Raw genomic sequence first — 20,191 nt, 5'->3', positions numbered from 1 at the left:
AGCAGCGTCATGGCGAGGGCCGCCGCCACGAAGGCGAGTGCGGCCAGCCATCTTCTGCCGCGTCGACGAGCGAAGGTGCGCATGTTTTCAACCTCCGGAAAAGGATGGGGAGTTGCTGTGCGAGGGGGACGTGACTGCTGACCCGGACGGGCCGATGTGCGCCTGACCTGCGGGTGTGTGCGGACCGCAGGCGTACCGTCCTCCGGCCGACGCCGCCTCTCGGTGAGAGTGAACTTCGCTTTCTTTCGAGGAAGCGTTGACAAAGTTTCACTGTTCCTCATCAATATGTGTCCACGGTGCCCCACTGGCAAGAGGTGCGGCGCAGATCTCTTCGGAGGGCAACCATGGGCGCGCACACGGCAGTTGCGCCATCACGTGAGAGCGCGGAGGCGAAGCGGGAAAGGGTGGCTGCCGGGCGGCCGCACCGGCGCCGCGACGACCGCAGGGTCGCCTGGCTGTTCCTGGCCCCGGTGCTGTTGGGATTCGCGCTGTTTTACGCGTATCCGACGATCCGCGGCGTCTACTACTCGCTCACCGACTACAACCTGCTCACGCCGCCACGGTTCGTCGGCGCGGACAACTACCAACGCCTCGTCGGCGACGACCAGTTCTGGAACGCCCTGAAGGTCACCGGCTTCTATGTGGTCCTCAACATCGGCTCGCAGACGGTCATCGGTCTGGGCCTGGCCACGCTGATGCACCGCCTGACCCGCTCGGTGGCCCTCCGCGCCATGCTCCTGGTGCCCTGGCTCGTGCCCAACGTCACCGTGGGCCTGCTGTGGATGTGGCTGCTGGACGCCGACCTCGGCTTCGTCAACCACGTATTGAACGCGCTGGGGCTAGGCACCACCGGCTTCTTCACCTCACCGCACTGGGCCATGCCGTCCGTCGCCGCGGTCAACACCTGGGCCTACGCCGGATATACGGCACTGCTGCTCTACGCAGGGATGCTGCAGATACCCCAACACCTCTACGAGAGCGCCTCGTTGGACGGGGCCGGCGAGTGGCGCATGTTCACCCGGATCACGCTGCCGCTGCTGCGCCCGGTCCTCGCGCTCGTCCTCGTGGTGTCGCTGATCGGCTCGTTCCAGATCTTCGACACGATCGCGGTGACCACCTACGGCGGCCCCGTGAGCGCCACCCGCGTCATCTACTACTACATCTACGAGCAGGCGTTCACGAACTTCCGCATGGGCTACGCCTCCGCCATCGCCGTGCTGCTCGCGGTGATCCTCGGCGTCCTGACCGCCCTACAGATGCGACTGCTGCGTGCCTCCCGCTCGGATCTGGCCTGAGGAGCCCCGACCATGAACCGCCTCCGCACCAAGGCCTCACCCGGCCGGATCGCCGCCTGGATCGCCCTCAGTCTCGCGCTCGTCGTGACCGTCTTCCCGTTCTACTGGATGGTCCGCACCGCCCTCACCCCCGCCGCCGACCTCTACACCGACTCCACCGCACTCGTTCCGCACCATCCCACAATGATCAACTTCCTGCGGGTGCTCGGCCTCACCAGTACGGAGAAGGCACAGGCCGCGGGCGGTTCGGGCGCGCACGTGAACTTCCTGCGCTATCTGCTCAACTCCGTGGTCTACAGCGGACTGATCGCCGCGCTGCAGACGATGTGCTGCGCGATGGCCGGCTACGCCTTCGCCCGGCTGCGCTTCCCCGGGCGGAACCTGGTGTTCGGTGTGCTCGTGGGCGCCCTCATGGTGCCGCCGATCTTCACGGTGCTGCCCAACTTCGTCCTGGTGAAGAACCTCGGCTGGCTGAACACCTTCGCGGGCATGGTCGCGCCCAGCGTGCTGATGACACCGTTCGCCGTGTTCTTCCTGCGCCAGTTCTTCCTGTCCATCCCACGGGAGGTGGAGGAGGCGGCGGTCCTCGACGGCGTCGGCCCCTGGGGCCTCTTCTGGCGCGTCGTGCTGCCGATGAGCCGCGGCCCGCTGCTGACCATCGGCCTCACCACCACGGTGTGGGCCTGGAAGGACTACCTGTGGCCGCTGTTGACCGGGCGTGAGGAACAGACCCGCGTCCTGACCGTCGCCCTCGGCATCTTCCGCCAGCAGTCGCCCAACACCCAGCCCGACTGGACCGGCCTCATGGCCGGGTCGGCGCTGTCCGTGCTGCCCGTCCTCGTCCTGCTGTTCCTGCTCGGCCGCCGCCTGGTCGAGTCCCTGAACTTCACCGGCATCAAGTAGCGGTCCACACAAACGACTTCACGCACCTCCCCCTTCGTACGAGCTGAGAGGCCCCTGTCATGAGCTCCCTGCGTCTGCGCGCCGGCACGGCCCTGTTGTGCCTGGCCGCCACCGCCACCCTCACCTCCTGCGCCGGCTCCGACGACACGGCCGGCGGGAAGACCACCATCGACTACTGGCTGTGGGACGACAAGCAGATGCCCGCCTACCAGGAGTGCGCCACCGCGTTCCAGAAGGCCAACCCCGACATCACCGTGAAGATCACCCAGACCGCGTGGGAGCAGTACTGGCAGAACCTCACCACCCAGCTGGCCTCCGGCGACGCCCCCGACGTGTGGACCGACCAGGCCTCGTACTATCCGCAGTTCGCCACGAGCAACCAACTCCTGGACCTGCAACCACTGGTGGAGCGCGACAAGGTCGACCTGTCCGCCTACCAGGCGGGCCTCGCCGACACCTGGGTCAAGGACGGCAAGCGCTACGGGCTGCCCAAGGACTGGGACACCATGGCCCTCGTCTACAACACCGCCCAGCTGAAGAAGCAGGGACTCGACGCCGCTCAGCTCGACGACCTGACCTGGAACCCGACCGACGGCGGCACCCTGGAGAAGACCGTCGCCAAGGCCACCGTCGACACCCACGGCCGCAACGGACTCGACCCCGACTTCGACAAGGACCACGTCAAGACGTACGGGTTCCTGCCCGAATGGAAGGACGGTTCCCAGGGGCAGAACGGCTGGGGCGACCTCGCCGCCTCCAACGGATTCACCTACCTCGACAAGAACCCGTGGGGCACCGAGTTCAAGTACGACGACCCCCAACTCGCCGCGACCATAGGCTGGTTCACGCACCTCATCGACAAGGGGTACGCGCCCCGCTTCGACAAGAAGTCGACGCTCGCCAACTCCGAACTGCTCACCGCGGGCAAGGGCGCCCTCATGGTCGCCGGATCCTGGACGATCTCCACCTTCACTGATCCCAAGGTCAAGGGGAAGTTCGCGTTCGCGCCGATGCCGACCGGACCGCAGGGCCGCAAGAGCGCCATCAACGGCCTCTCGGACGCCATCTGGGCCGGCTCCAAGCACCAGGAGCAGGCCTGGAAGTGGGTCAAGTTCCTCGCCTCGCCCGACTGCCAGAACCGCGTCGCCCGGCACGGCGTCGTCTTCCCCGCGCTCAAGAGCGCCACCGCCAAGGCCCTCGCCGCACACAAGGCCAAGGGCGACGACGTCCACGTCTTCACCGACGCCGCGAACGACAAGGACGTGACCTTCCAGCTGCCCGTCACCGAACACGGCACGGAGATCAGCACGCTCGTCCAGGACGCCATCCAGTCGGTGGTCCTGGGGCAGGCGAAGCCCGGTCCCGCCCTCAAGGGCGCGAACGACAAGGTGAACGGCCTCTTCAAGTAGTCCTTCCCCGCCCGCCCCTACGTTCCCGACCGACATCCGAGGAGCCCCATGGCCCAGATCCTGCGCCTCGGCGCGCACACCGTCGCCGCCGAACTCGGCAGCGACACCCCGCCCCGCCCGGTCGACGGCGGACTGTTGCTCCCGCCCGGCCGCGTCGCCCTCCTGCACGGCCTCGGCGACGCATCGTTCTACCGGCACGGCCACAACTCCTGGAGCCCGTGCGGCTGGCGGCGCCTGTCCGAGGCACCGCTGCGGATCGCGAGCGCCGAGCGCCGCCTCACCGCCGACGACACCTCCTGGGACGACCCGGCCCGCCATCACTCGTCGGCCGTCGCCGCCCTCGAAGGACCGGACGGCCAGGTGCTGTTGCTGGGCGCGCTCGGCCTGGACGTGCCACGTCTGGCCGCCGACCGGGACACGCTCGCCGGGTGGTACGAACGCGGGGGCGCCCCCTGGTTCCTCGCGTACGGCAGCGAGGACGAGGTGTTCGGCGCGTACGCCCGGCAGCTCGCCGAGCGGCTCGGGCGCAGCGGCAGGCGGGCGGGCAACGTCTGGTGCAGCTGGTACGCGTACTACGAGAACATCACCGAGGAGCAGCTCACCAAGGACATCACCGCCCTGCGCGGGCTGCCCTTCGACGTCGTCCAGGTCGACGACGGCTGGGAGCAGGCGGTGGGGGACTGGCAGCCGAACGCCAAGTTCCCTTCCGGGATGGGGGCGTTGGCCGAGCGGATCGCCGACGCGGGGCTGCGCCCCGGGCTGTGGATCGCCCCGTTCATCGTCCACCCCGAGTCCCGCACCGCCCGGGAGCGGCCCGAGGTGCTGCTGCGGGACGCGAGCGGTGAGCCGGTGATCGCCGGACACAACTGGGGCGCCGGCTACTGGGCCCTCGACCTGACCCACCCGGCGGCCCAGGACCATCTGCGCGAGACGATCCACCGCGTGTGCCGGGAGTGGGGCTTCACCTATCTCAAGGCCGACTTCATCGGGGCGGGCGCGGCGCCGGGGGCACGGCACGCCGACACCGGCCGCGAGGAGGCGTACCGGACCGGGCTGCGGATCATTCGCGAGGAGGCGGGTCCCGACGCCTACCTGCTCGGCAGCGGAGCGCCGCTGCTGCCCTCGCTCGGGCTGCTCGACGGCATCCGCAGCGGCCCCGACGTGGCGCCCCTGTGGGAGCACTACGCGACCCAGGACCCCTCCGACGCGCTGGCCCGCAACGCCGTCGTGAACACGCTGCACCGGCTGTGGCAGTCGCCGCTGCTCGAGGTCGACCCGGACGTCGTCTACTTCCGCAGCCGCCTCAACCTGCTGACCGAGCAGCAGCAGCGATGGCTGCGCGACCTCGCCGACATCTGCGGATTCCGTGCCGTCTCCGATCCGCCCGGCTGGCTGCACCCCGACGAACTGGAGGCGATGACCGCGTACTTGGGGGCGCGGCCCGAGATCCGCAGGCTCGGGCGCTACCGGTTCGCGCTCGACGGGCGCGAGGTCGACTTCACCCCCGCCGTCCATCCCGAGGCGCAGCAGCTCTACCCCATCGCCTGATCGTCGGTCGCGGGTACGGCCACCTCCAGGAATTAGTAAACTGCGCAGCATTATTCATGCGGCAGGAACGGCAACCCCTTCAGGGAGCACCAAGATGGCGACGACCGGAACGGACCTGTCCCGGATGCGCGAGATGAACCAGCTGTCCATCGTTTGGGCGCTGCGCGGGGAACTGCCCGCCACCGTCACGGAGTTGGCCGGCCGCACCGGACTGTCCCGCCCGGCCGTCGACGTCCTGGTGCAGGCCCTGGTCACGGACGGCTGGGCGGAGGTGGAGGAGCCGGGGGCCAGCAGTGTGGTGGGCCGTCCGGCACGCCGCTTCCGCTTCCGGGCCCGCGCCGGGCACGTACTGGGCATCGACATCGGGGTGCACAAGGTCCTGGTGATGCTCAGCGACCTGGAGGGCAACCTCCTGGAGACCCGGCGCTGCCCGGTCGACCCGGAGGCCGCGCCGCAGGCCCGGCTCGGCGCGGTGGACCAGGTGATCGACGAGGTGCTGCGCGGCGCCGGGATGGCCCCGGCCGACATCTGGGCCGTGACGGTCGCGGTGACCGGGCCCGTCGACGCCACAGGGCGCACCAGCCTGTTCACCCCGCTGCCGGGCTGGCGCACCACCGACACGGTCGCGCACCTGCGCGCCCGCTTCACCTGTCCCGTCCAGGTCGAGAACGACTGCAAGCTGGCTGCCGTCGCGGAACGCTGGAAGGGCGTCGCGCAGGACGCCGACGACATCGTCTTCCTCCTGGCGGGACTGCGCACCGGCGCCGGGCTCATCCTCGACGGCACCCTGCGCCGCGGTTTCGGGGGCGCGGCGGGGGAGATCGGTGCCCTCAAGGCCGTGCGCTGGCTCGACGCCCCCGGCCACCTGGAGTCCTGCCCCGGCATCCCCGCCACGGCCGCACCGGGCGAGGCGGCGGCATGGGTCTTCCAGGCCGCCCGGGACGGTGACCGTGACGCGAGGACCGCGGTGCGCCGCTACACCCGGGACCTCGCGGTGGGCGTCGCCGCGCTGGTCCTCGCCCTGGACCCCCAAGTCGTCGTCTACGGCGGCGGTTTCTCCCGTTCCGCGGACGTCGTCCTCGACCCGCTGCGCCGTGAACTCACCAAACACTGCCTGCGCCTGCCCGAACTGCGCACCTCCACGCTCGGCGACGAGGGCGTGGCACTGGGGGCGGTCCGGCTCGCCCTCGACGAGGTCGACCAGCGCCTGCTCACCGACGGCCTGGCGGCGCCGACAGCGCCCCAGGGGTAGCCGCGCCCGACAGTCGTCCCCGGTGCCGAGAGGGTGGCCGACGCGCCGGCGGTGGGCGACGATCAGGCGCGAGGCGATCACCCTTTGGAGGAGTACCCGTGTCCGACGTCAAGGCCGAGCTCGACCAGCTGATGCGTGTTTTCCTCGGCGCCTTCACCAACACCGGTGGCAGCCGGCCGAACGTCGAAGCCGTCCGAGAGGTGTTCATCCCGCAAGGAATGATCATCAAAAACGTGGGCGGCGTGCCTGTGATCCACGACCTCGACGCGTTCGTCGAACCCCGGGAGAAGATCCTCACTGATGGGACGCTGACGGAGTTCTCCGAATGGGAGGTCGCCGAGCGGACCGAGGTCTTCGGCTCGATCGCGCACCGGTTCAGCGAATACCGCAAGTCCGGTTTCCTCGACGGCGAGTGGTTCGAGGGCGCCGGTTGCAAGACCACCCAGTTCGTCCTGACTCCTGCCGGCTGGAGGATGAGCTCGATGGCCTGGGACGACGTGGAGAGCCCACGCCCGTGACACCGGATCTCACTGACCGTGGCGTCGGCCTTCACGACCACGACGGGTCGTGAAGGCCGACGCCACGTCCGGCCCAGGTTCGCCGGCAGAGTTCGCGACCCCGGAGGCCGGGTGGTGGGCCCGGGAGCGGCCCGCTCCTCTGGAGGAGTCCGGAACTCAGTGACCGACCATCACGGTGGGGTCGGCTGCCTTGACCTTCCTGCGCGGCAGCAGCGCCGCGGGGATGAGGCAGACCGCGATGAGGACGGTCGCCACGAGGAACACCGAGGCATAGGCGTCGCCCATGTGGTCCCGTATGGCGTCCGGAGAGGTCGGACTGCCGTCCTTGAGACCGTTGGTGAGGAGCACCGAGAACAGGGCGGTGCCGATGGAGGCGGCCACCTGCTGGACGATGTTCATCAGGGTCGAACCCCGTGCGACGGTGTGGTCGGTCAAGGTGGCCAACGCCGAGGCCATGATGGGCATCATCGAGGCGCCCATCCCGAGGCCCATCACGAAGAGCGCCGCGATGATGTAGGTGTACGAGGTGTCGGCGGAGAGCTGCGTGAACATGCCCATGCCGACGGTGATCACCGCGATGCCCGTCATCACGATCTTGCCGGGGCCGATCTTGTCCGCCAGCATGCCGGCGATCGGCATGGTGATCATCGCGCCGATGCCCTGCGGGGCGAGGAGGAGCCCGGAGTCGAGCGCCGACTCGCCGCGGACCTGCTGGAAGTAGAGCGGGAAGAGCAGGCTGGCACCGAAGAAGGCGACGGCGAAGAGCGACATTGCGATGACCGCGATGCTCATGTCCCGGTTGAGGAACAGGCGCAGGTCGACGAGCGGGTGAACGTTGCGCCGGTTCAGCGCCCAGGGAACGAACGCCACGATCAGGACCAGCCCGATGGCCGCGGGCACGAGCACCTCGGCGTCCCAGACGGTGCCGGACTCGGGAATGGTCGAGACGCCGTACAGGAACGTCGCCAGGCCCGGGGAGAGCATCACCATGCCCAGCCAGTCGAAGGTCTCCGACGGCTGCACGTTGTCCTTGGGCAGGACCTTCGCCGCGTAGATCAGCGCGATCACGCCGACGGGCACGTTGATCAGGAAGATCCAGTGCCACGAGGCGGCGTCGATCAGCCAACCGCCCAGGATGGGACCGAAGATGGGGCCGAGGAGCATGGGGATGCCGAGTACCGCCATCACGCGGCCGACGCGCTCGGGGCCGGCGGCGCGCGTCAGGATCGTCATGCCGAGCGGCATCAGCATGCCGCCGCCCAGTCCCTGCAGGACGCGGAACGCGACCAGCATCTGCAGGGAGGTGGCCGCCGCGCACAGTGCGGAGCCGGCGGCGAACAGGATGATCGCCAGCAGGTAGAGGCGTTTCGTGCCGAATCTGTCGGCGGCCCAGCCGGTGAGGGGGATGACGCTCGCCAGAGCCAGCGTGTAGCCGGTCATCGTCCAGGCCACCTGCGCCGAGGTCGCGCTGAACTCCTTCTGGAACGTCTGCAGTCCGACCGACACCACCGTGATGTCGAGGATCGACATGATGCCGCCGAGCACGACCACGCCTGCTACGAGGAGGACTCCGCGGTCCAGCCCGGCGCGTGACGTGTCCTGGGGAGGACTGTTCTCGTTCCGTTGTGATGTGGTCACTTCGCAACCTTTCCGAGGAAAGGACGGGACCCCGCCGAGTCGCCGGGGTCCGTCCGCCATCTGCCACCGCCGCAGACGGGGACCGGCGACGCGAAGCGCCCTGAACTCGACCGACGTGCCCCCGCACCCACAACGGACAATCTGAGGTCCGACTTACTGATGGACAGTTTAGGGAGCGGGACCGTACCACCGTTCGGGCCATTGTCGTGCGAGTGACGAGAAGGGGTCGTGTCCGGCGGTGCGACTCTCCGGTTGCCGGTCGGATCGGGGTGAGCGAGTTTGTTAGGGGATGAGGGGGTACTCAGAAACATCACCCCGTCCCGGCCGTTCACATCTCAGGAGGACACATGACGAGCCCTGATCAGGATCCCAACCAGCACGAGGGTCCCGCGGACGGTGGTGCGGCGGGTACACCGGGAGTCCACGACGGTGGCGCCGACGGTGGGGCGGAAGGCCCCGCGGACGGCGGTGCGGCGGGTACACCGGGAGTCCAGGACGGCGGTGCCGACGGTGGGGCGGAAGGCCCTGCGGACGGTGGCGCGGCGGGTACGCCGGGAGTCCACGACGGTGGCGCCGACGGTGGGGCGGAAGGCCCCGCGGACGGCGGTGCGGCGGGTACACCGGGTGTCCACGACGGTGGCGCCGACGGCGGGGCCGACGAGTCCGGCAGTGGCGTTTGAGCATCGCCACCAGCAAGGTCCAGGACGCCGACGCCGAGACGGGTGCCGGCGTCCTTGGCGCGCGTCTGACGCACATGAGCCGGCAGGAGTTCGCCGACGGGTTCTGGGCGCGCACCCCCCTGCTCACGCGCGGGGCCGATGATTTCAGCGACCTGTTCTCGGCCGACGCCGTCGACGAGTTGATCTCCCGGCGCGGTCTGCGCACCCCCTTCCTCCGCGTCGCCAAAGACGGTGCGACGCTTCCCGCGTCGTCGTACACCGCCCCCGGCGGGGTCGGCGCTTCGGTCGCGGACCAGCTCGACGACACCGCCCTGTGGCGCAGCTTCGCCGACGGCGCGACGCTGGTCCTCCAGGCCCTGCAGCGCACGTGGGAGCCGGTGGCCGACCTCAGCGCCCGGCTCGGTGCCGAGCTGGGACATCCGGTACAGGCCAACGCCTACGTCACTCCGCCGCAGAACCGCGGATTCGACGACCACTACGACGTGCACGACGTCTTCGTCCTGCAGATCGCGGGCACCAAGCGCTGGATCGTCCACGAGCCGGTGCATCCCGACCCGTTGCGCGACCAGCCGTGGACCGAGCGCCGGGAGGAGGTCGCCCAGGCCGCGAAGGGCGACGCCCACCTCGACACCGTGCTCCGCCCCGGTGACGTGCTCTACCTGCCGCGGGGCTGGCTGCACGCCGCCGAGGCGCAGGGGGCCGTCTCGATCCACCTGACGCTCGGGATCCACAACTGGACGCGCCACGGCCTGGCCGAGCAACTCGCCCAGAGCGCACTGGCGTTGCTGCGTGACGACCCGCAGATGCGCGGCTCCCTGCCGCTGGGCACCGACGGGCCCGCCGACGAATTGGGGATGGTCCGTGAACGCCTCATCGCCGCGCTGACGGAGGCCGACCCCGCCCCGCTGTTCCACCGGGTCCGCAGGAGTCAGGCCCGCCCGGCACCCCTGGGACCGCTGGCCCAGCTGGCGGCCGTGGACGAGCTCTCCGCGGACTCGCGGGTGCGGCTCCGTGAAGCGCTGGAGGCACGGCTGGAGGCGGACCGCCTGCACACGCGCGCCGGCTGGCTCGACTTCCCCCCGGAGCAACTGCCCACGGTGCACCGGCTGTTGGACGGCCGGGTGTACACCGCGCGCGATCTGGGCCTCGAACTCGTCCACCGGCTCCTGCGCGCGGGCGTGCTGGTGCCCGCCGAAGCGTGACGGCACCGCGATGAACGCGGCACCACGGTTCTTCTGCGCGGATGCCGCCAGGCTGCGGGGCGACTCGTTGGCGGGTACCGCGCCGTACGGCTCCACCTGGATCCTCATCGAGTACCGGGGCGGGTGGCCCGCCGACGGCTTCGACGGCCTCCCCCTCGAACCGGTGACCAAGGGCCTCGTGTACGCCGCTGCCGCCGCGATCAGGGCGCGGATGTTGTTGGTCCGGCGTCACGGACGCCGCTCGCGGCAAGGTCCGCCCCGCTGGGCGGTGCTGCGCCACGGCGCGGACGGCGACTACCGGCAGACGTGGGGCGAGTGGAGCCGCGACGAGGACCTGGCAGGCATCGTCGGCGCCCTGGGCAGCCCCGGCGAAGCGGGGCGGCCGCCCGTCGTCCTCGTCTGCGCCCATGGCCTGCACGACGCCTGCTGCGCCGTGCGCGGCCGGCCCGTGGGGCGGGCCCTGAGCGAGCGGTGGCCGGATCTGGTCTGGGAGTGCACACACGTGGGGGGCGACAGGTTCGCGGCCAACGTGGTGATCGCGCCGGACGGCGTCTACTACGGCAACCTCGATGCGGCGTCGGCCGTGAGCGTGGTCGAGGAACACCTGGCCGACCGGGTGCACGCGGATCATCTGCGGGGATACACGGACCTCTTCCCGCCCCAACAGGCCGCTGTCGCCGCCGCCCTCGCCCGTTTCGGGCCGGCGGGCCGGCGGCACTACGCGGTGGAGGAGACGCTGCGTCTCGACGATCGCTGGCGCGTGCGCCTCACGGGTCGTGGCGTGCCGTCCCCGGTGCACGAGATCGAGGTGCGCTCCCACCGCGCGCCCCCGCATCAGCTGACCTGCAAGGGACGCTCGGTCAGCTCCTCCGTCGTCTACGAGGTCCTGTCGGTCTCCACCGGGTGAAGGGAAGGCCGGTGGGGTGCCGGGCCGGGGAGCGGCGGCTTGTTACCTTCGCCCGGACAGCTACTGGCCCGATGTGAAGGCGGACTCGATGGACGATGCGAACGACCAGGCCCTGACGGAGCCGCATGCGCGGGTGCTGTCGGCCCTGGACGACCTGCTGGCGCGCTACGCGGCCCGCATCGAGCAGAAGCGGGAGGCCGGTCTCGGCGACTCCCAGGAGATGGAGCAGCTGCTGGACGAGCAGCAGGGCCTGTTCGCGGACAGGGAGGGGCTACCGCACATGAGCGGGGAACAGCTGGTCCAAGTGGCAGCCATCTACGAGACGCGCATCGAGACGTGGATGTCGGACGCCCCGGACCCGCAGTAGCAGCAGCCACGGCCCGCGCCGGTGCGGGCGTTCCCGGCTCGGCGTCGGCCAGGGAACTTCCGCGCGGAGTAAGGGAATTGTTCGTGATCCCCGGGGCACTTCGCATTGCATGCAGCGCCGTGGGAAGCGTGTGGTGCCCGGGGAGGCCGGATGTTCGAGGGGTTCGAGACCGCGCGGATCGGCGTCGGTGACGCTTGCGTGTTCGTCCGCTTCGGTGGGAAGGGGCCGGCGGTGGTGCTGCTGCACGGCCATCCCCGCACGTCGGCCACCTGGCACCGGGTCGCGCCGCTGCTCGTGGCAGCCGGGTACACGGTGGTGTGCCCGGACCTGAGGGGGTACGGGCGCTCCAGGGGGCCGGCCTTCACGGCGGACCACGCCGGTTATTCCAAGCGGGCGGTCGCCGGGGACGTGGTGGCCGTGATGCGGCGCCTCGGGCACCGGCGGTTCTCGCTCGTCGGTCACGACCGTGGCGGCAGCGTGGCCCTGCGGCTGGTGCTGGACCATCCCGACAGCGTCCGCCGGGTGGTGTTCGCCGACTGTCTGCCGCTGACGGAGCATCTGTCGCGCATCACGCCCGAGTTCGCCACGAAGTGGTGGCACTGGTTCTTCTTCGCGCAGCCGGACATCCCCGAGCGCGTCATCACAGCTGATCCGGACGGCTGGTACCGAGGCGTCCCCGAGACCATGGGGCAGGAGAACCACGACGAGTGGCGGCAGGCGATACGTGATCCGGACGTGGTGCGGGCGATGCTGGAGGACTACCGCGCGGGCCTGACCGTCGACCGGCGGCACGAGGAAGCCGATCGCGCCGCCGGTGCCCGCATCACCTGTCCCGCACTGGTCCTGTGGTCCCTTCAGGACGACTTGGAGGAACTGTACGGAGACCCCCGTGCCATCTGGCGCCGGTGGGCCGATGACGTGCGCGGACACGGCATCGACTCGGGTCACCACGTCGCCGAGCAGGCGCCCGCCGCCTTGGCCGGCGCACTCACCGACTTCCTCACGACGGCTCCGGACCCCGGCTGACCGGGGCGGGCGCCGTCCGCGTCAGGCGTTCTCCTCGGCGCCGGCTTCCTCCACGCTGTGCGAGTCGGTGAGGCTCAGGGCGCCGCCGGCCGCGATCAGTCCGACGACGACCGCGAGAAGGGCGTAGGTGATCCGTTCGCCGTGGAAGAACGACGCGATGAGGTCGCCGCTCCAGGTGCCGGCGGGGAGCTGGTTGGTGACCAGGGCGGCGATCAGGGTGCCGACCACGGCGGTACCGACGCTGGAACCGACCTCCTGCGCGGTGTCGTTGAGCGCGGCACCGATCGAGGTGCGGTTGCTCGGCATCGCGTCGACGAGGGCGACCGCGCAGATCGTCATCACGGTGCGCAGCCCCACGGTCATGAGCACCATGCAGACCGCGATGACGGCGTACCCGTGCTCGACGCCCCAGGCGAGACCGGCCAGCGAACCGGCCAGGCAGGCGGCGCCCACCAGGACGGCGATGCGGTGGCCGAAGCGGCGCGCGAGCCACTCGGACAACGGGGTCGCGACGAGCATCGTCACGATGATCGGCAGGTTGGCCAGCCCGGCCCGGACCGGGCTCCATCCGTAGGCGTACTGGAAGTGGAGGATCAGCCCGAACATCACGCTGGCCATCGCGATGGACGTACCGATCTGCGCGAGGGCGGCGCCGCGGACGGTGCCGTTGGAGAAGAGGCGCAGGTCGAGCATGGGCGCCGTGCTGCGGCGCTCGTGCCGGACGAACGCGAGCGCGGCCACGATCGCGCCCGCGATCGAGGCGAGGGTGAGTGCGGAGAGCCAGCCGTGCTCGACGCCGCTGGTCAGTGAGTAGCAGGCGAGGCCGATGGTGGCGACGCTCAGGGCGGCGCCCGGTACGTCGAGCCTGTCCTTGGTCAGGTCCTGCGGCCGGTCGGCCGGGACGCCGAGCCGCACGCCGATGCAGGCGATCAGGGCGATCGGGGCGTTGACGACCAGCAGCCACTCCCAGCGCACGTGCGCGAGTGCCGTGCCGCCGAGCAGCGGCCCGAGGACGAATCCGGACATGCCGACGACGATCATCACCGTCATGGCGCGCATCCGCAGGGCCTTGTCGTCGAACAGGCGGAAGACCAGGGAGTTCGTGATCGGGGCCATCGCCGCGGCGGCTATGCCGAGCGCGGCCCGCAGGGCGATGAGCTGCCCCGCGGTGGTGACCCAGACGACGCACAGGCTCAGCGCGCCGAACACGGCGAGGCCGATCAGCAGCACCCGGCGGCGGCCGAGCCGGTCGGCCATCGACCCCGCGGTGAGCAGGAGGCCGCCGAAGGTCAGCGAGTAGGCGCCGGTGACCCACTGGAGCGCGGTGGTGCCGCTGCCGAGGTCGCGGCCGATCGTGGGCAGCGCGATCGACAGCAGCGTGTTGTCGACCATCTCGACGAAAAAGGCCAGGCACAGGGCGGCCAGAGGGATCCACGCCGCGCGTAGGGACGGGTAGCTGCGGGAGGGGGTTTCAAGCGTGGCGGTGGTCATGGCAAGTCCTTCCATCGAACGCCGTTCGGCTATCGAACAACGTACGATGAGATACGATAGAACAACGTTCGGTCCGATGCAAAACTGATGGGATGAAGCCATGGCAGGCCCGCAGAACCGCCCCGCCAAGGGGCGCCGACGCGCTTCGCACTCGATGGAGTCCGTACTCACCGAGGCGGTGGCCCTGCTCGACGAGGCCGGAGCGTCCGCGCTCACGTTCCGGGCGCTCGCCCAGCGCCTCGGCGGCGGCGTCGCCAGCATCTACTGGTACGTGGCCAGCAAGGACGAACTGCTCGACCGCGCCACCGACCACGTCATCGGCACCGTATTGGCCGACGTCGAAAAGCTTCCGCGCAGCGACGACCCGATCGACGACCTGCGCGCGATGGCCCTGACCCTGTTCGACGCCATCGTGGAGCGGCCCTGGCTCGGCGCCTACTTCATGCGCAACACCGACGTCCAGGGCAACGCCCTGCGCCTGTACGAGCGCCTCGGGCAGCAGACCCTGCGCCTCGACCTCAGCGCGCTCCAGCGATTTCACGCCGTGTCCGCCATCGTGGGGGTCGTCATCGGTTCTGCCGTCGACCTGGGGCAGGAGCCGCCCCAGGAGGTACTCGGCGGCGCCGTGGACCGCGACGAGTTCCTCGGCCAATTCGCCCAGACATGGCGGGAGCTCGATGCCGAGGACTTCCCGTTCGTCCACGAGATCGTCGAGGAGTTCGACGGCCACGACGACATCGACCAGTTCCGCTCGGCGCTGGAACTGACGCTGACGGGCCTGCGCCTGCAAGCCGGAGCCTGAGCCGCCACCGCACCGCTTGTGCCCGCGCACAGCACGGCGCCGGACCTGCTGTGCGCGCGCCGCCGGAACGCCCTCGCCCCTGTACGCACCCCCGGGCCGCTGATGCCATGCCCGGCATGTCCCCTGGATCCCGCTCGACCCCGGCAGCCGACGCCCTGACGCACCGCTGCGGACCGGCCGCGCGAAAGCACCGGCCGTGACCGGCGGCGACGGGCAGTCCCTCGCCCTCGTCGTCTTCCTCGGCTTCGTCGCCGTGTCCCTGCTGCTGTGCGGACTCGCGGCGGCCGACCTGGACGACCCCGAGCACTTCTACGCGGGCGGCAGCGCGGCCTTCGGTCCGGTCGGCGGAGGGCTCGCCATCGCCGGCGACTACCTCTCCGCGGCCACCCTGCTCAGCACCACGGGAGCGGTCGCCCTCGACGGCACGGACGGCATCCTCTTCGCCGGCGCCACCGTCCTCTCGCTCTACCTGGTCATGCGGATCCTGGGCCCCCAGCTGCGCCGCAGCGGCGTGTTCACCCTGGGGGACTTCCTCACCGACCGGCTCGGCGACCCGTCCGTACGCAAGGCGCTGGGCGTCGCGAGCCTCGTGGTCCTCACCCCGCTGCTCCTGGTGCAGCTCACCACGGCCGGTCGCATCATGGCCGCCATGTTCGGCCTCCCCGGCGGCGCGCTCACCGGCTGCACGGCGGCCGGCGGCGCCCTGATGATCGGCTATGCCGCGGTCGGTGGCATGCGCGGCGTCGGCTACGTACAGATCCTCAAGGTCGGTGTGGCCCTCAGCGTCCTGGTGACGCTGGCCGGGATCGTCCTGTCCCGGTACGGCTGGTCCCCGCCGGCGCTGTTCGACGCCGCCCGGCACGGCTCAGGAGCCGGCGCCGACTACGCCCGACCCGGCCTCCACTTCGGCCACTCCCTGGCCGGCCGCCTCGACCTGATCAGCTTCCAGAGCACCCTCCTCATCGGCGCTGCCTGTCTGCCGCACCTGACCATGCGGCTGCACCCGCTCAGGGACGCGCGGACCGCACGGCGTGCCGTCGGCTGGGCCGTGGGCCCCGTCGCCGTGGTGTGCTCCGGGGTGGTGGTGGCCGGGCTGGGGGCCTGCGCCCTCGTCGGCCGGGACGCCGTGCGGGCCGCGGACCCCGGGGGAGCGACCGCCCTGCTCATGGTGACTGGCGCGCTCGATCCGGTGACCGGGGGCGCCCGGCACAGCGTGCTGTTCGCGATCGTCGCGTGCGCCGTCTTCGTGACCACCCTCGCGGCCGTGGCAGGCATCACGCTGGCGGCCGCCTCCAGCATCGCCCGCGACTTCCGCAAGGCATCCGCGCACCGCGCCGCGACCTGGACGCCGGCCGGGGAGATCAGGCGGGCGCGGGTCGGCATCGTGCTGGTGGGAGCCGCCGCCGTCGTACTGGCGGCCGTCCTCGCGGACCGCGGAAGACTGACCTTGATCTCGTTGTCGTTCGCCGTCGGCGCCTCGGTACTCGCCCCGGTCCTGCTGTACGCGCTCTTCCTGCCGGGGTACTCGGCGCGAGGCGTGCGCTGGACCGTCTACGGAACCCTGCCGCTCATCGTGGTGCTGCTGGCCGGATCCCCGGCCGCCACCGGTACGCCCATCGCGGTCTTCCCCGACCACGACGTCCACTGGTTCCCGCTCCAGACGCCGGGACTGATCACCATCCCCGTCGGGTTCCTGCTCGGCCTCATCGGGCGTACGCACCGTGCGACGGCGCGCCCGCCCGTGAAGCGCCGCACGTCTCAACTGCCGGGGAAGGAAACGCCGGTGAGTTCTTCGGAGACCCGCCACACGCGCCCGGCCTCCTCCGTGCCGCGAAGCCGTGAGTAGAGCTTCTGCGCCCCGGGAGGGCCACCCAGATTCCTGAACCCCCGGGGTCCGTAGAAGGCGCCTGGCTGCGCCTCGGGGGACGTGGCGGCATACAGGGCAGGAAGCTGCGCGCTGCGGACCGTCCCGACGAGCACGCCGCGCGCCGACAGCGCCCGGATGACGCGCACCCCCATGGTGTCCTTGGCGCGGCCGACCTCCGGGCGGGCGGCGAGCAGGTTCGTCGGAGCGACACCGGGATGGGAGAGGTTGCTCGTGATGCCCCAGCCGTGGGCCCGGCTGCGCCGGTCGAGTTCGAGGCCGAAGAGCCCGAGCGCGATCTTCGACTGGCTGTACGCCTTCCTCCCGTCGTAGGAGCGCTCCCAGTTCAGGTCGTCCCAGTTGATGGCACCCTGGTCCGCCGCGATGCTGACCTGGGACGTCACCCGCGCTCGGCCGGAGCGCAGCAGCGGCAGCAGATGTGCCGCCAGGGCGACATGGCCGAGGTGGTTGGTGCCGAACTGAAGCTCGAACCCGTCGGCGGTCGTCTGCCGCTCGGGCGGGGTCATGACGCCGGCGTTGTTGATGAGGAGGTGGATCGGCTGCCCCTCCTCCCGCAGGGTCTTGCCCAGGGCCTCGACGGAAGCGAGCGAGGACAGGTCGAGTTCCCGGAGCGACACGTCCGCCTCGGGCACGGCCCGGCGGATCGTGGCGAGCGCCGCCTCGCCCTTGCGCGGGTTGCGTACGGGCAGCAGCAGTTCGGCCCCGGCCGCGGCGATCCTCGTGGCGATGCCGAGCCCGATGCCGTCGCTGGCTCCGGTGATCACCGCCCGTTTGCCGGACAGATCGGGGACGGTGAGGTCCAGGGGTTCGCGTGGCATGTGCCCACTCCAGGGTCGTGTCGGTGCCTCCACCGCCGTGACCGGTGCCCTCGGCGTCGAGGCCGCTCGGTCCGCGGACGGGACCGGCGGGTTCCCCACCGAGCCTCGGCCACCGTCCCGGCGGGTTCCCCACCAAGCCTCGGCCACCGTCCCGGCGGCGGCAACGGCTGAAGGGGGGATCGACAGTCCGTGGCCCACGAGTGGCGAGGACGGTAGAAAGGAGCATCGAGGGAGGCACGCATGGTGATCGACCGGACCGGACTGGCGGAGTTCCTCCGGAGTCGGCGGGCGGCGCTGCAGCCGGAGGACGTCGGTCTGCCACGGGGGCGGCACCGCAGGACGAGCGGGCTGCGGCGGGAGGAAGTGGCCGCCCTGAGCCACATGTCGACCGACTACTACGCGCGGCTCGAACGCGAGCGCGGACCTCAGCCGTCCGGGCAGATGCTCTCGTCCCTCGCACAGGGGCTGCACCTCTCCCTCGACGAGCGCGACCACTTGTTCCGGCTCGCCGGTCACCCCCCGCCCGCGCGCGGCGCGGACAGTGAGCACATCGGCCCCGGCCTGGTACGCATCCTCGACCGCCTCCAGGACACACCCGCGGAGATCGTCACCGAGCTCGGCGAAACACTGCGGCAGACGCCGCCGGCCGTGGCACTCACCGGTGACCTGACCGGCTACAGCGGTCCGGCCCGCAGCATCGGCTACCGGTGGTTCACCGACCCCGCCACGCGTCGTCTCTACGCTCCCGAGGAGCATGCCTTCCTCACCCGCATGTTCGTCTCGGGACTGCGCGGGGTGGCCACGCTGCGCGGACCCGGCTCGCGCGCGGCCCACCTCGTCGACCTGCTGCTCGACCGGAGCGAGGAGTTCCAGCAGGTGTGGCGCGCGCACGAGATCGGGATCCGGCCGAGCGACGTGAAGCACTTCGTCCATCCCGAGGTCGGCGCGATGGAGCTGAACTGCCAGACCCTCGTCGACCCGAACCAGTCGCACCTGCTGATCGTCTACACCGCCACTCCCGGCAGCGAAAGCCACGAGAAGCTGCAGCTGCTGTCGGTCATAGGAACGCAGGAGCTCGCCCGGCGGGCCCCCTACGCATAGCGACCGCGCGGGGGAGCGGCCCCGGGCGAGCCAGGAGGCAGCGGTATGGGAACGGATGTCGTCGTCGTGGGCGCCGGCGTGATCGGGAGCGCCATCGCTCTCGAACTCTCGCGAGCCGGACGGGACGTGACCGTCGTCGACAAGGCCGGTGGAGTGGGACTCGGCTCCACCAGCGCGTCCAGCGCGGTGATCCGCTTCAACTTCTCCACGTACGCGGGGGTCGCGGCGTCCTGGGAGGCGGCCGCGCTGTGGACGCACTGGCCGGAGCACCTCGGCCACGACGTGGGGGAGTTGGCCCGCTTCGAGCGCAGTGGCCTCGTGATGCTCGACGCCGACGTGGCACCCCGCTCGCTGTACCTCCCGCTGTTCGACGAGATCGGGATCCAGTACGACGAGTGGGACAGCGCCGACCTGCGCGCGCACGTCGCGGGCATCGACGCCGGGCGGTACTGGCCGCCCAGACGACTGGACGACGAGGCGTTCTGGAAGGACGCCGTCGGCACCCTCGGCGGGGTCTGGACACCCGACGCGGGGTACGTCACGGACCCGCAGCTCGCCGCGCAGAACCTGGCCGATGCCGCACGGCTCCACGGGGCGCAATTCTCGCTCAGGCGCGCTGTCACGGGCGTCGACGTCCGTCACGGACGGGTTGCCGCGGTGATGATGGACGACGGGACCCGCATCGCCTGCTCCACGGTGGTCAACGCCGCCGGGCCCTGGTCCGGCAAGGTCAACGAACTCGCCGGAGTCGGCGGCGACTTCACCATCGGGACCCGGCCGATGCGGCAGGAGGTGGCCTACGTCAGCGCCCCCGAGGGCTTCGCCGGGCCCGGCGGGGTGGGCATCAGCATCGCGGACATGGACCTGGGCACGTACATGCGCGGCGCGAGCGGTGGCGGCCTGTTGGTCGGGGGTACGGAGCCGGAGTGCGATCCCGTGGAGTGGATCGACGACCCCGACGCGGCGAGCCCCGCTCCCACGGCGGCCGTCTTCGAGGCCCACGTCACCCGTGCCGCCCGGCGTCTGACGGATCTGACGGTGCCGCACCGCGCCAAGGGCGTGGCAGGGGTGTACGACGTCGCCGACGACTGGACGCCGATCTACGACCGCACCGACCTGGACGGCTTCTACGTCGCGATGGGCACGAGCGGCAACCAGTTCAAGAACGCGCCGCTCGTCGGCCTGCTCATGCGGACGCTCATCGAGGAGGTCGAGGGCGGCGCCGACCACGACCTCGTTCCTGTCCGTTACGCGGCCGGGCGCACCGGGACCACGATCGACCTCGGCGCGTTCTCACGCCGTCGCTCCGTGAACGCCGCGAGCTCCGGCACGGTGATGGGGTGACTCCT

The 20,191-nt window shown here is 70.8% G+C and carries 18 protein-coding genes; 14 read left to right on the top strand and 4 right to left on the bottom strand.

Annotated elements, in window-relative coordinates; all coding sequences use genetic code 11:
* The first annotated feature begins 344 nt into the window (after positions 1 to 344).
* The 6 genes from G3I40_RS10125 to G3I40_RS10100 all read left to right on the top strand — a co-directional run bounded on the left by G3I40_RS10125 (position 345) and on the right by G3I40_RS10100 (position 6,925).
* On the top strand, positions 345 to 1,295 hold the full coding sequence (locus G3I40_RS10125) for a sugar ABC transporter permease (RefSeq protein ID WP_164301817.1): 951 nt from the start codon (positions 345 to 347) through the stop codon (positions 1,293 to 1,295).
* 12 nt (positions 1,296 to 1,307) lie between these two features.
* The gene (locus tag G3I40_RS10120; RefSeq protein ID WP_164301816.1) at positions 1,308 to 2,198 is read left to right on the top strand and encodes a carbohydrate ABC transporter permease; all 891 of its coding nucleotides are present in this window, start codon (positions 1,308 to 1,310) and stop codon (positions 2,196 to 2,198) included.
* A 59-nt stretch (positions 2,199 to 2,257) separates the two neighbouring features.
* A complete protein-coding gene (locus tag G3I40_RS10115; RefSeq protein WP_164301815.1) occupies positions 2,258 to 3,607 on the top strand; it encodes a sugar ABC transporter substrate-binding protein in 1,350 nt (449 codons plus the stop codon).
* A 48-nt stretch (positions 3,608 to 3,655) separates the two neighbouring features.
* On the top strand, positions 3,656 to 5,155 hold the full coding sequence (locus G3I40_RS10110; RefSeq protein WP_164301814.1) for a glycoside hydrolase family 36 protein: 1,500 nt from the start codon (positions 3,656 to 3,658) through the stop codon (positions 5,153 to 5,155).
* 94 nt (positions 5,156 to 5,249) lie between these two features.
* On the top strand, positions 5,250 to 6,407 hold the full coding sequence (locus G3I40_RS10105) for an ROK family transcriptional regulator (protein WP_164301813.1): 1,158 nt from the start codon (positions 5,250 to 5,252) through the stop codon (positions 6,405 to 6,407).
* Positions 6,408 to 6,505: 98 nt separating this feature from the next.
* Complete coding sequence (locus tag G3I40_RS10100) at positions 6,506 to 6,925, top strand: DUF4440 domain-containing protein (protein WP_164301812.1); 420 nt, start codon at positions 6,506 to 6,508, stop codon at positions 6,923 to 6,925.
* A 156-nt stretch (positions 6,926 to 7,081) separates the two neighbouring features.
* Here the strand turns inward: G3I40_RS10100 and G3I40_RS10095 are convergent, their stop codons facing one another.
* Positions 7,082 to 8,563 carry a DHA2 family efflux MFS transporter permease subunit gene (locus G3I40_RS10095; RefSeq protein WP_164301811.1) on the bottom strand — a complete coding sequence of 494 codons (1,482 nt, stop codon included), beginning with the start codon at positions 8,561 to 8,563 and terminating at the stop codon, positions 7,082 to 7,084.
* A 335-nt stretch (positions 8,564 to 8,898) separates the two neighbouring features.
* Positions 8,899 to 9,195, bottom strand: a complete 297-nt coding sequence (locus tag G3I40_RS46435; RefSeq protein WP_203643757.1) for a hypothetical protein — start codon at positions 9,193 to 9,195, stop codon at positions 8,899 to 8,901.
* A 44-nt stretch (positions 9,196 to 9,239) separates the two neighbouring features.
* Here G3I40_RS46435 and G3I40_RS10085 point away from each other — a divergent pair, with 44 nt between their 5' ends.
* The 4 genes from G3I40_RS10085 (at position 9,240) to G3I40_RS10070 (ending at position 12,745) form a co-directional block, all read left to right on the top strand.
* Complete coding sequence (locus tag G3I40_RS10085) at positions 9,240 to 10,445, top strand: cupin domain-containing protein (protein WP_239091645.1); 1,206 nt, start codon at positions 9,240 to 9,242, stop codon at positions 10,443 to 10,445.
* A gap of 10 nt (positions 10,446 to 10,455) precedes the next feature.
* On the top strand, positions 10,456 to 11,352 hold the full coding sequence (locus tag G3I40_RS10080; protein WP_164301809.1) for a sucrase ferredoxin: 897 nt from the start codon (positions 10,456 to 10,458) through the stop codon (positions 11,350 to 11,352).
* Positions 11,353 to 11,440: 88 nt separating this feature from the next.
* Complete coding sequence (locus G3I40_RS10075) at positions 11,441 to 11,719, top strand: hypothetical protein (RefSeq protein ID WP_164301808.1); 279 nt, start codon at positions 11,441 to 11,443, stop codon at positions 11,717 to 11,719.
* Positions 11,720 to 11,869: 150 nt separating this feature from the next.
* Entirely contained in the window at positions 11,870 to 12,745 is an 876-nt protein-coding gene (locus G3I40_RS10070) for an alpha/beta hydrolase (RefSeq protein WP_164301807.1), read from the top strand.
* Positions 12,746 to 12,766: 21 nt separating this feature from the next.
* On the opposite strand, the gene G3I40_RS10065 is transcribed toward G3I40_RS10070, so the two are convergent.
* Positions 12,767 to 14,236 carry an MFS transporter gene (locus G3I40_RS10065; RefSeq protein ID WP_164301806.1) on the bottom strand — a complete coding sequence of 490 codons (1,470 nt, stop codon included), beginning with the start codon at positions 14,234 to 14,236 and terminating at the stop codon, positions 12,767 to 12,769.
* Between the two features lie 154 nt (positions 14,237 to 14,390).
* Between G3I40_RS10065 and G3I40_RS10060 the strand changes: the two genes are divergently transcribed.
* Together G3I40_RS10060 and G3I40_RS10055 are read left to right on the top strand one after the other, a co-directional pair.
* Positions 14,391 to 15,038, top strand: a complete 648-nt coding sequence (locus G3I40_RS10060) for a TetR family transcriptional regulator (RefSeq protein ID WP_164301821.1) — start codon at positions 14,391 to 14,393, stop codon at positions 15,036 to 15,038.
* A gap of 196 nt (positions 15,039 to 15,234) precedes the next feature.
* Positions 15,235 to 16,884, top strand: coding sequence for a cation acetate symporter (locus G3I40_RS10055; RefSeq protein WP_164301805.1), 1,650 nt, complete (start codon positions 15,235 to 15,237; stop codon positions 16,882 to 16,884).
* Here G3I40_RS10055 and G3I40_RS10050 read toward each other — a convergent pair.
* Complete coding sequence (locus tag G3I40_RS10050) at positions 16,797 to 17,741, bottom strand: SDR family oxidoreductase (protein ID WP_164301804.1); 945 nt, start codon at positions 17,739 to 17,741, stop codon at positions 16,797 to 16,799. The two genes, G3I40_RS10055 and G3I40_RS10050, sit on opposite strands and share 88 nt — an antisense overlap.
* A 240-nt stretch (positions 17,742 to 17,981) precedes the next feature.
* Here G3I40_RS10050 and G3I40_RS10045 point away from each other — a divergent pair, with 240 nt between their 5' ends.
* Together G3I40_RS10045 and G3I40_RS10040 are read left to right on the top strand one after the other, a co-directional pair.
* A complete protein-coding gene (locus G3I40_RS10045) occupies positions 17,982 to 18,842 on the top strand; it encodes a helix-turn-helix transcriptional regulator (RefSeq protein ID WP_203643755.1) in 861 nt (286 codons plus the stop codon).
* A 45-nt stretch (positions 18,843 to 18,887) separates the two neighbouring features.
* Entirely contained in the window at positions 18,888 to 20,186 is a 1,299-nt protein-coding gene (locus G3I40_RS10040) for an FAD-dependent oxidoreductase (protein WP_164301803.1), read from the top strand.
* Positions 20,187 to 20,191: the final 5 nt, after the last annotated feature.

Origin of the sequence: Streptomyces sp. SID14478 (assembly GCF_010548525.1) — a bacterium.
Classification (GTDB): Bacteria; Actinomycetota; Actinomycetes; order Streptomycetales; family Streptomycetaceae; genus Streptomyces.
Note: the sequence above shows the minus strand (reverse complement) of the source record. Positions and strands in the feature narration are given on the sequence as shown.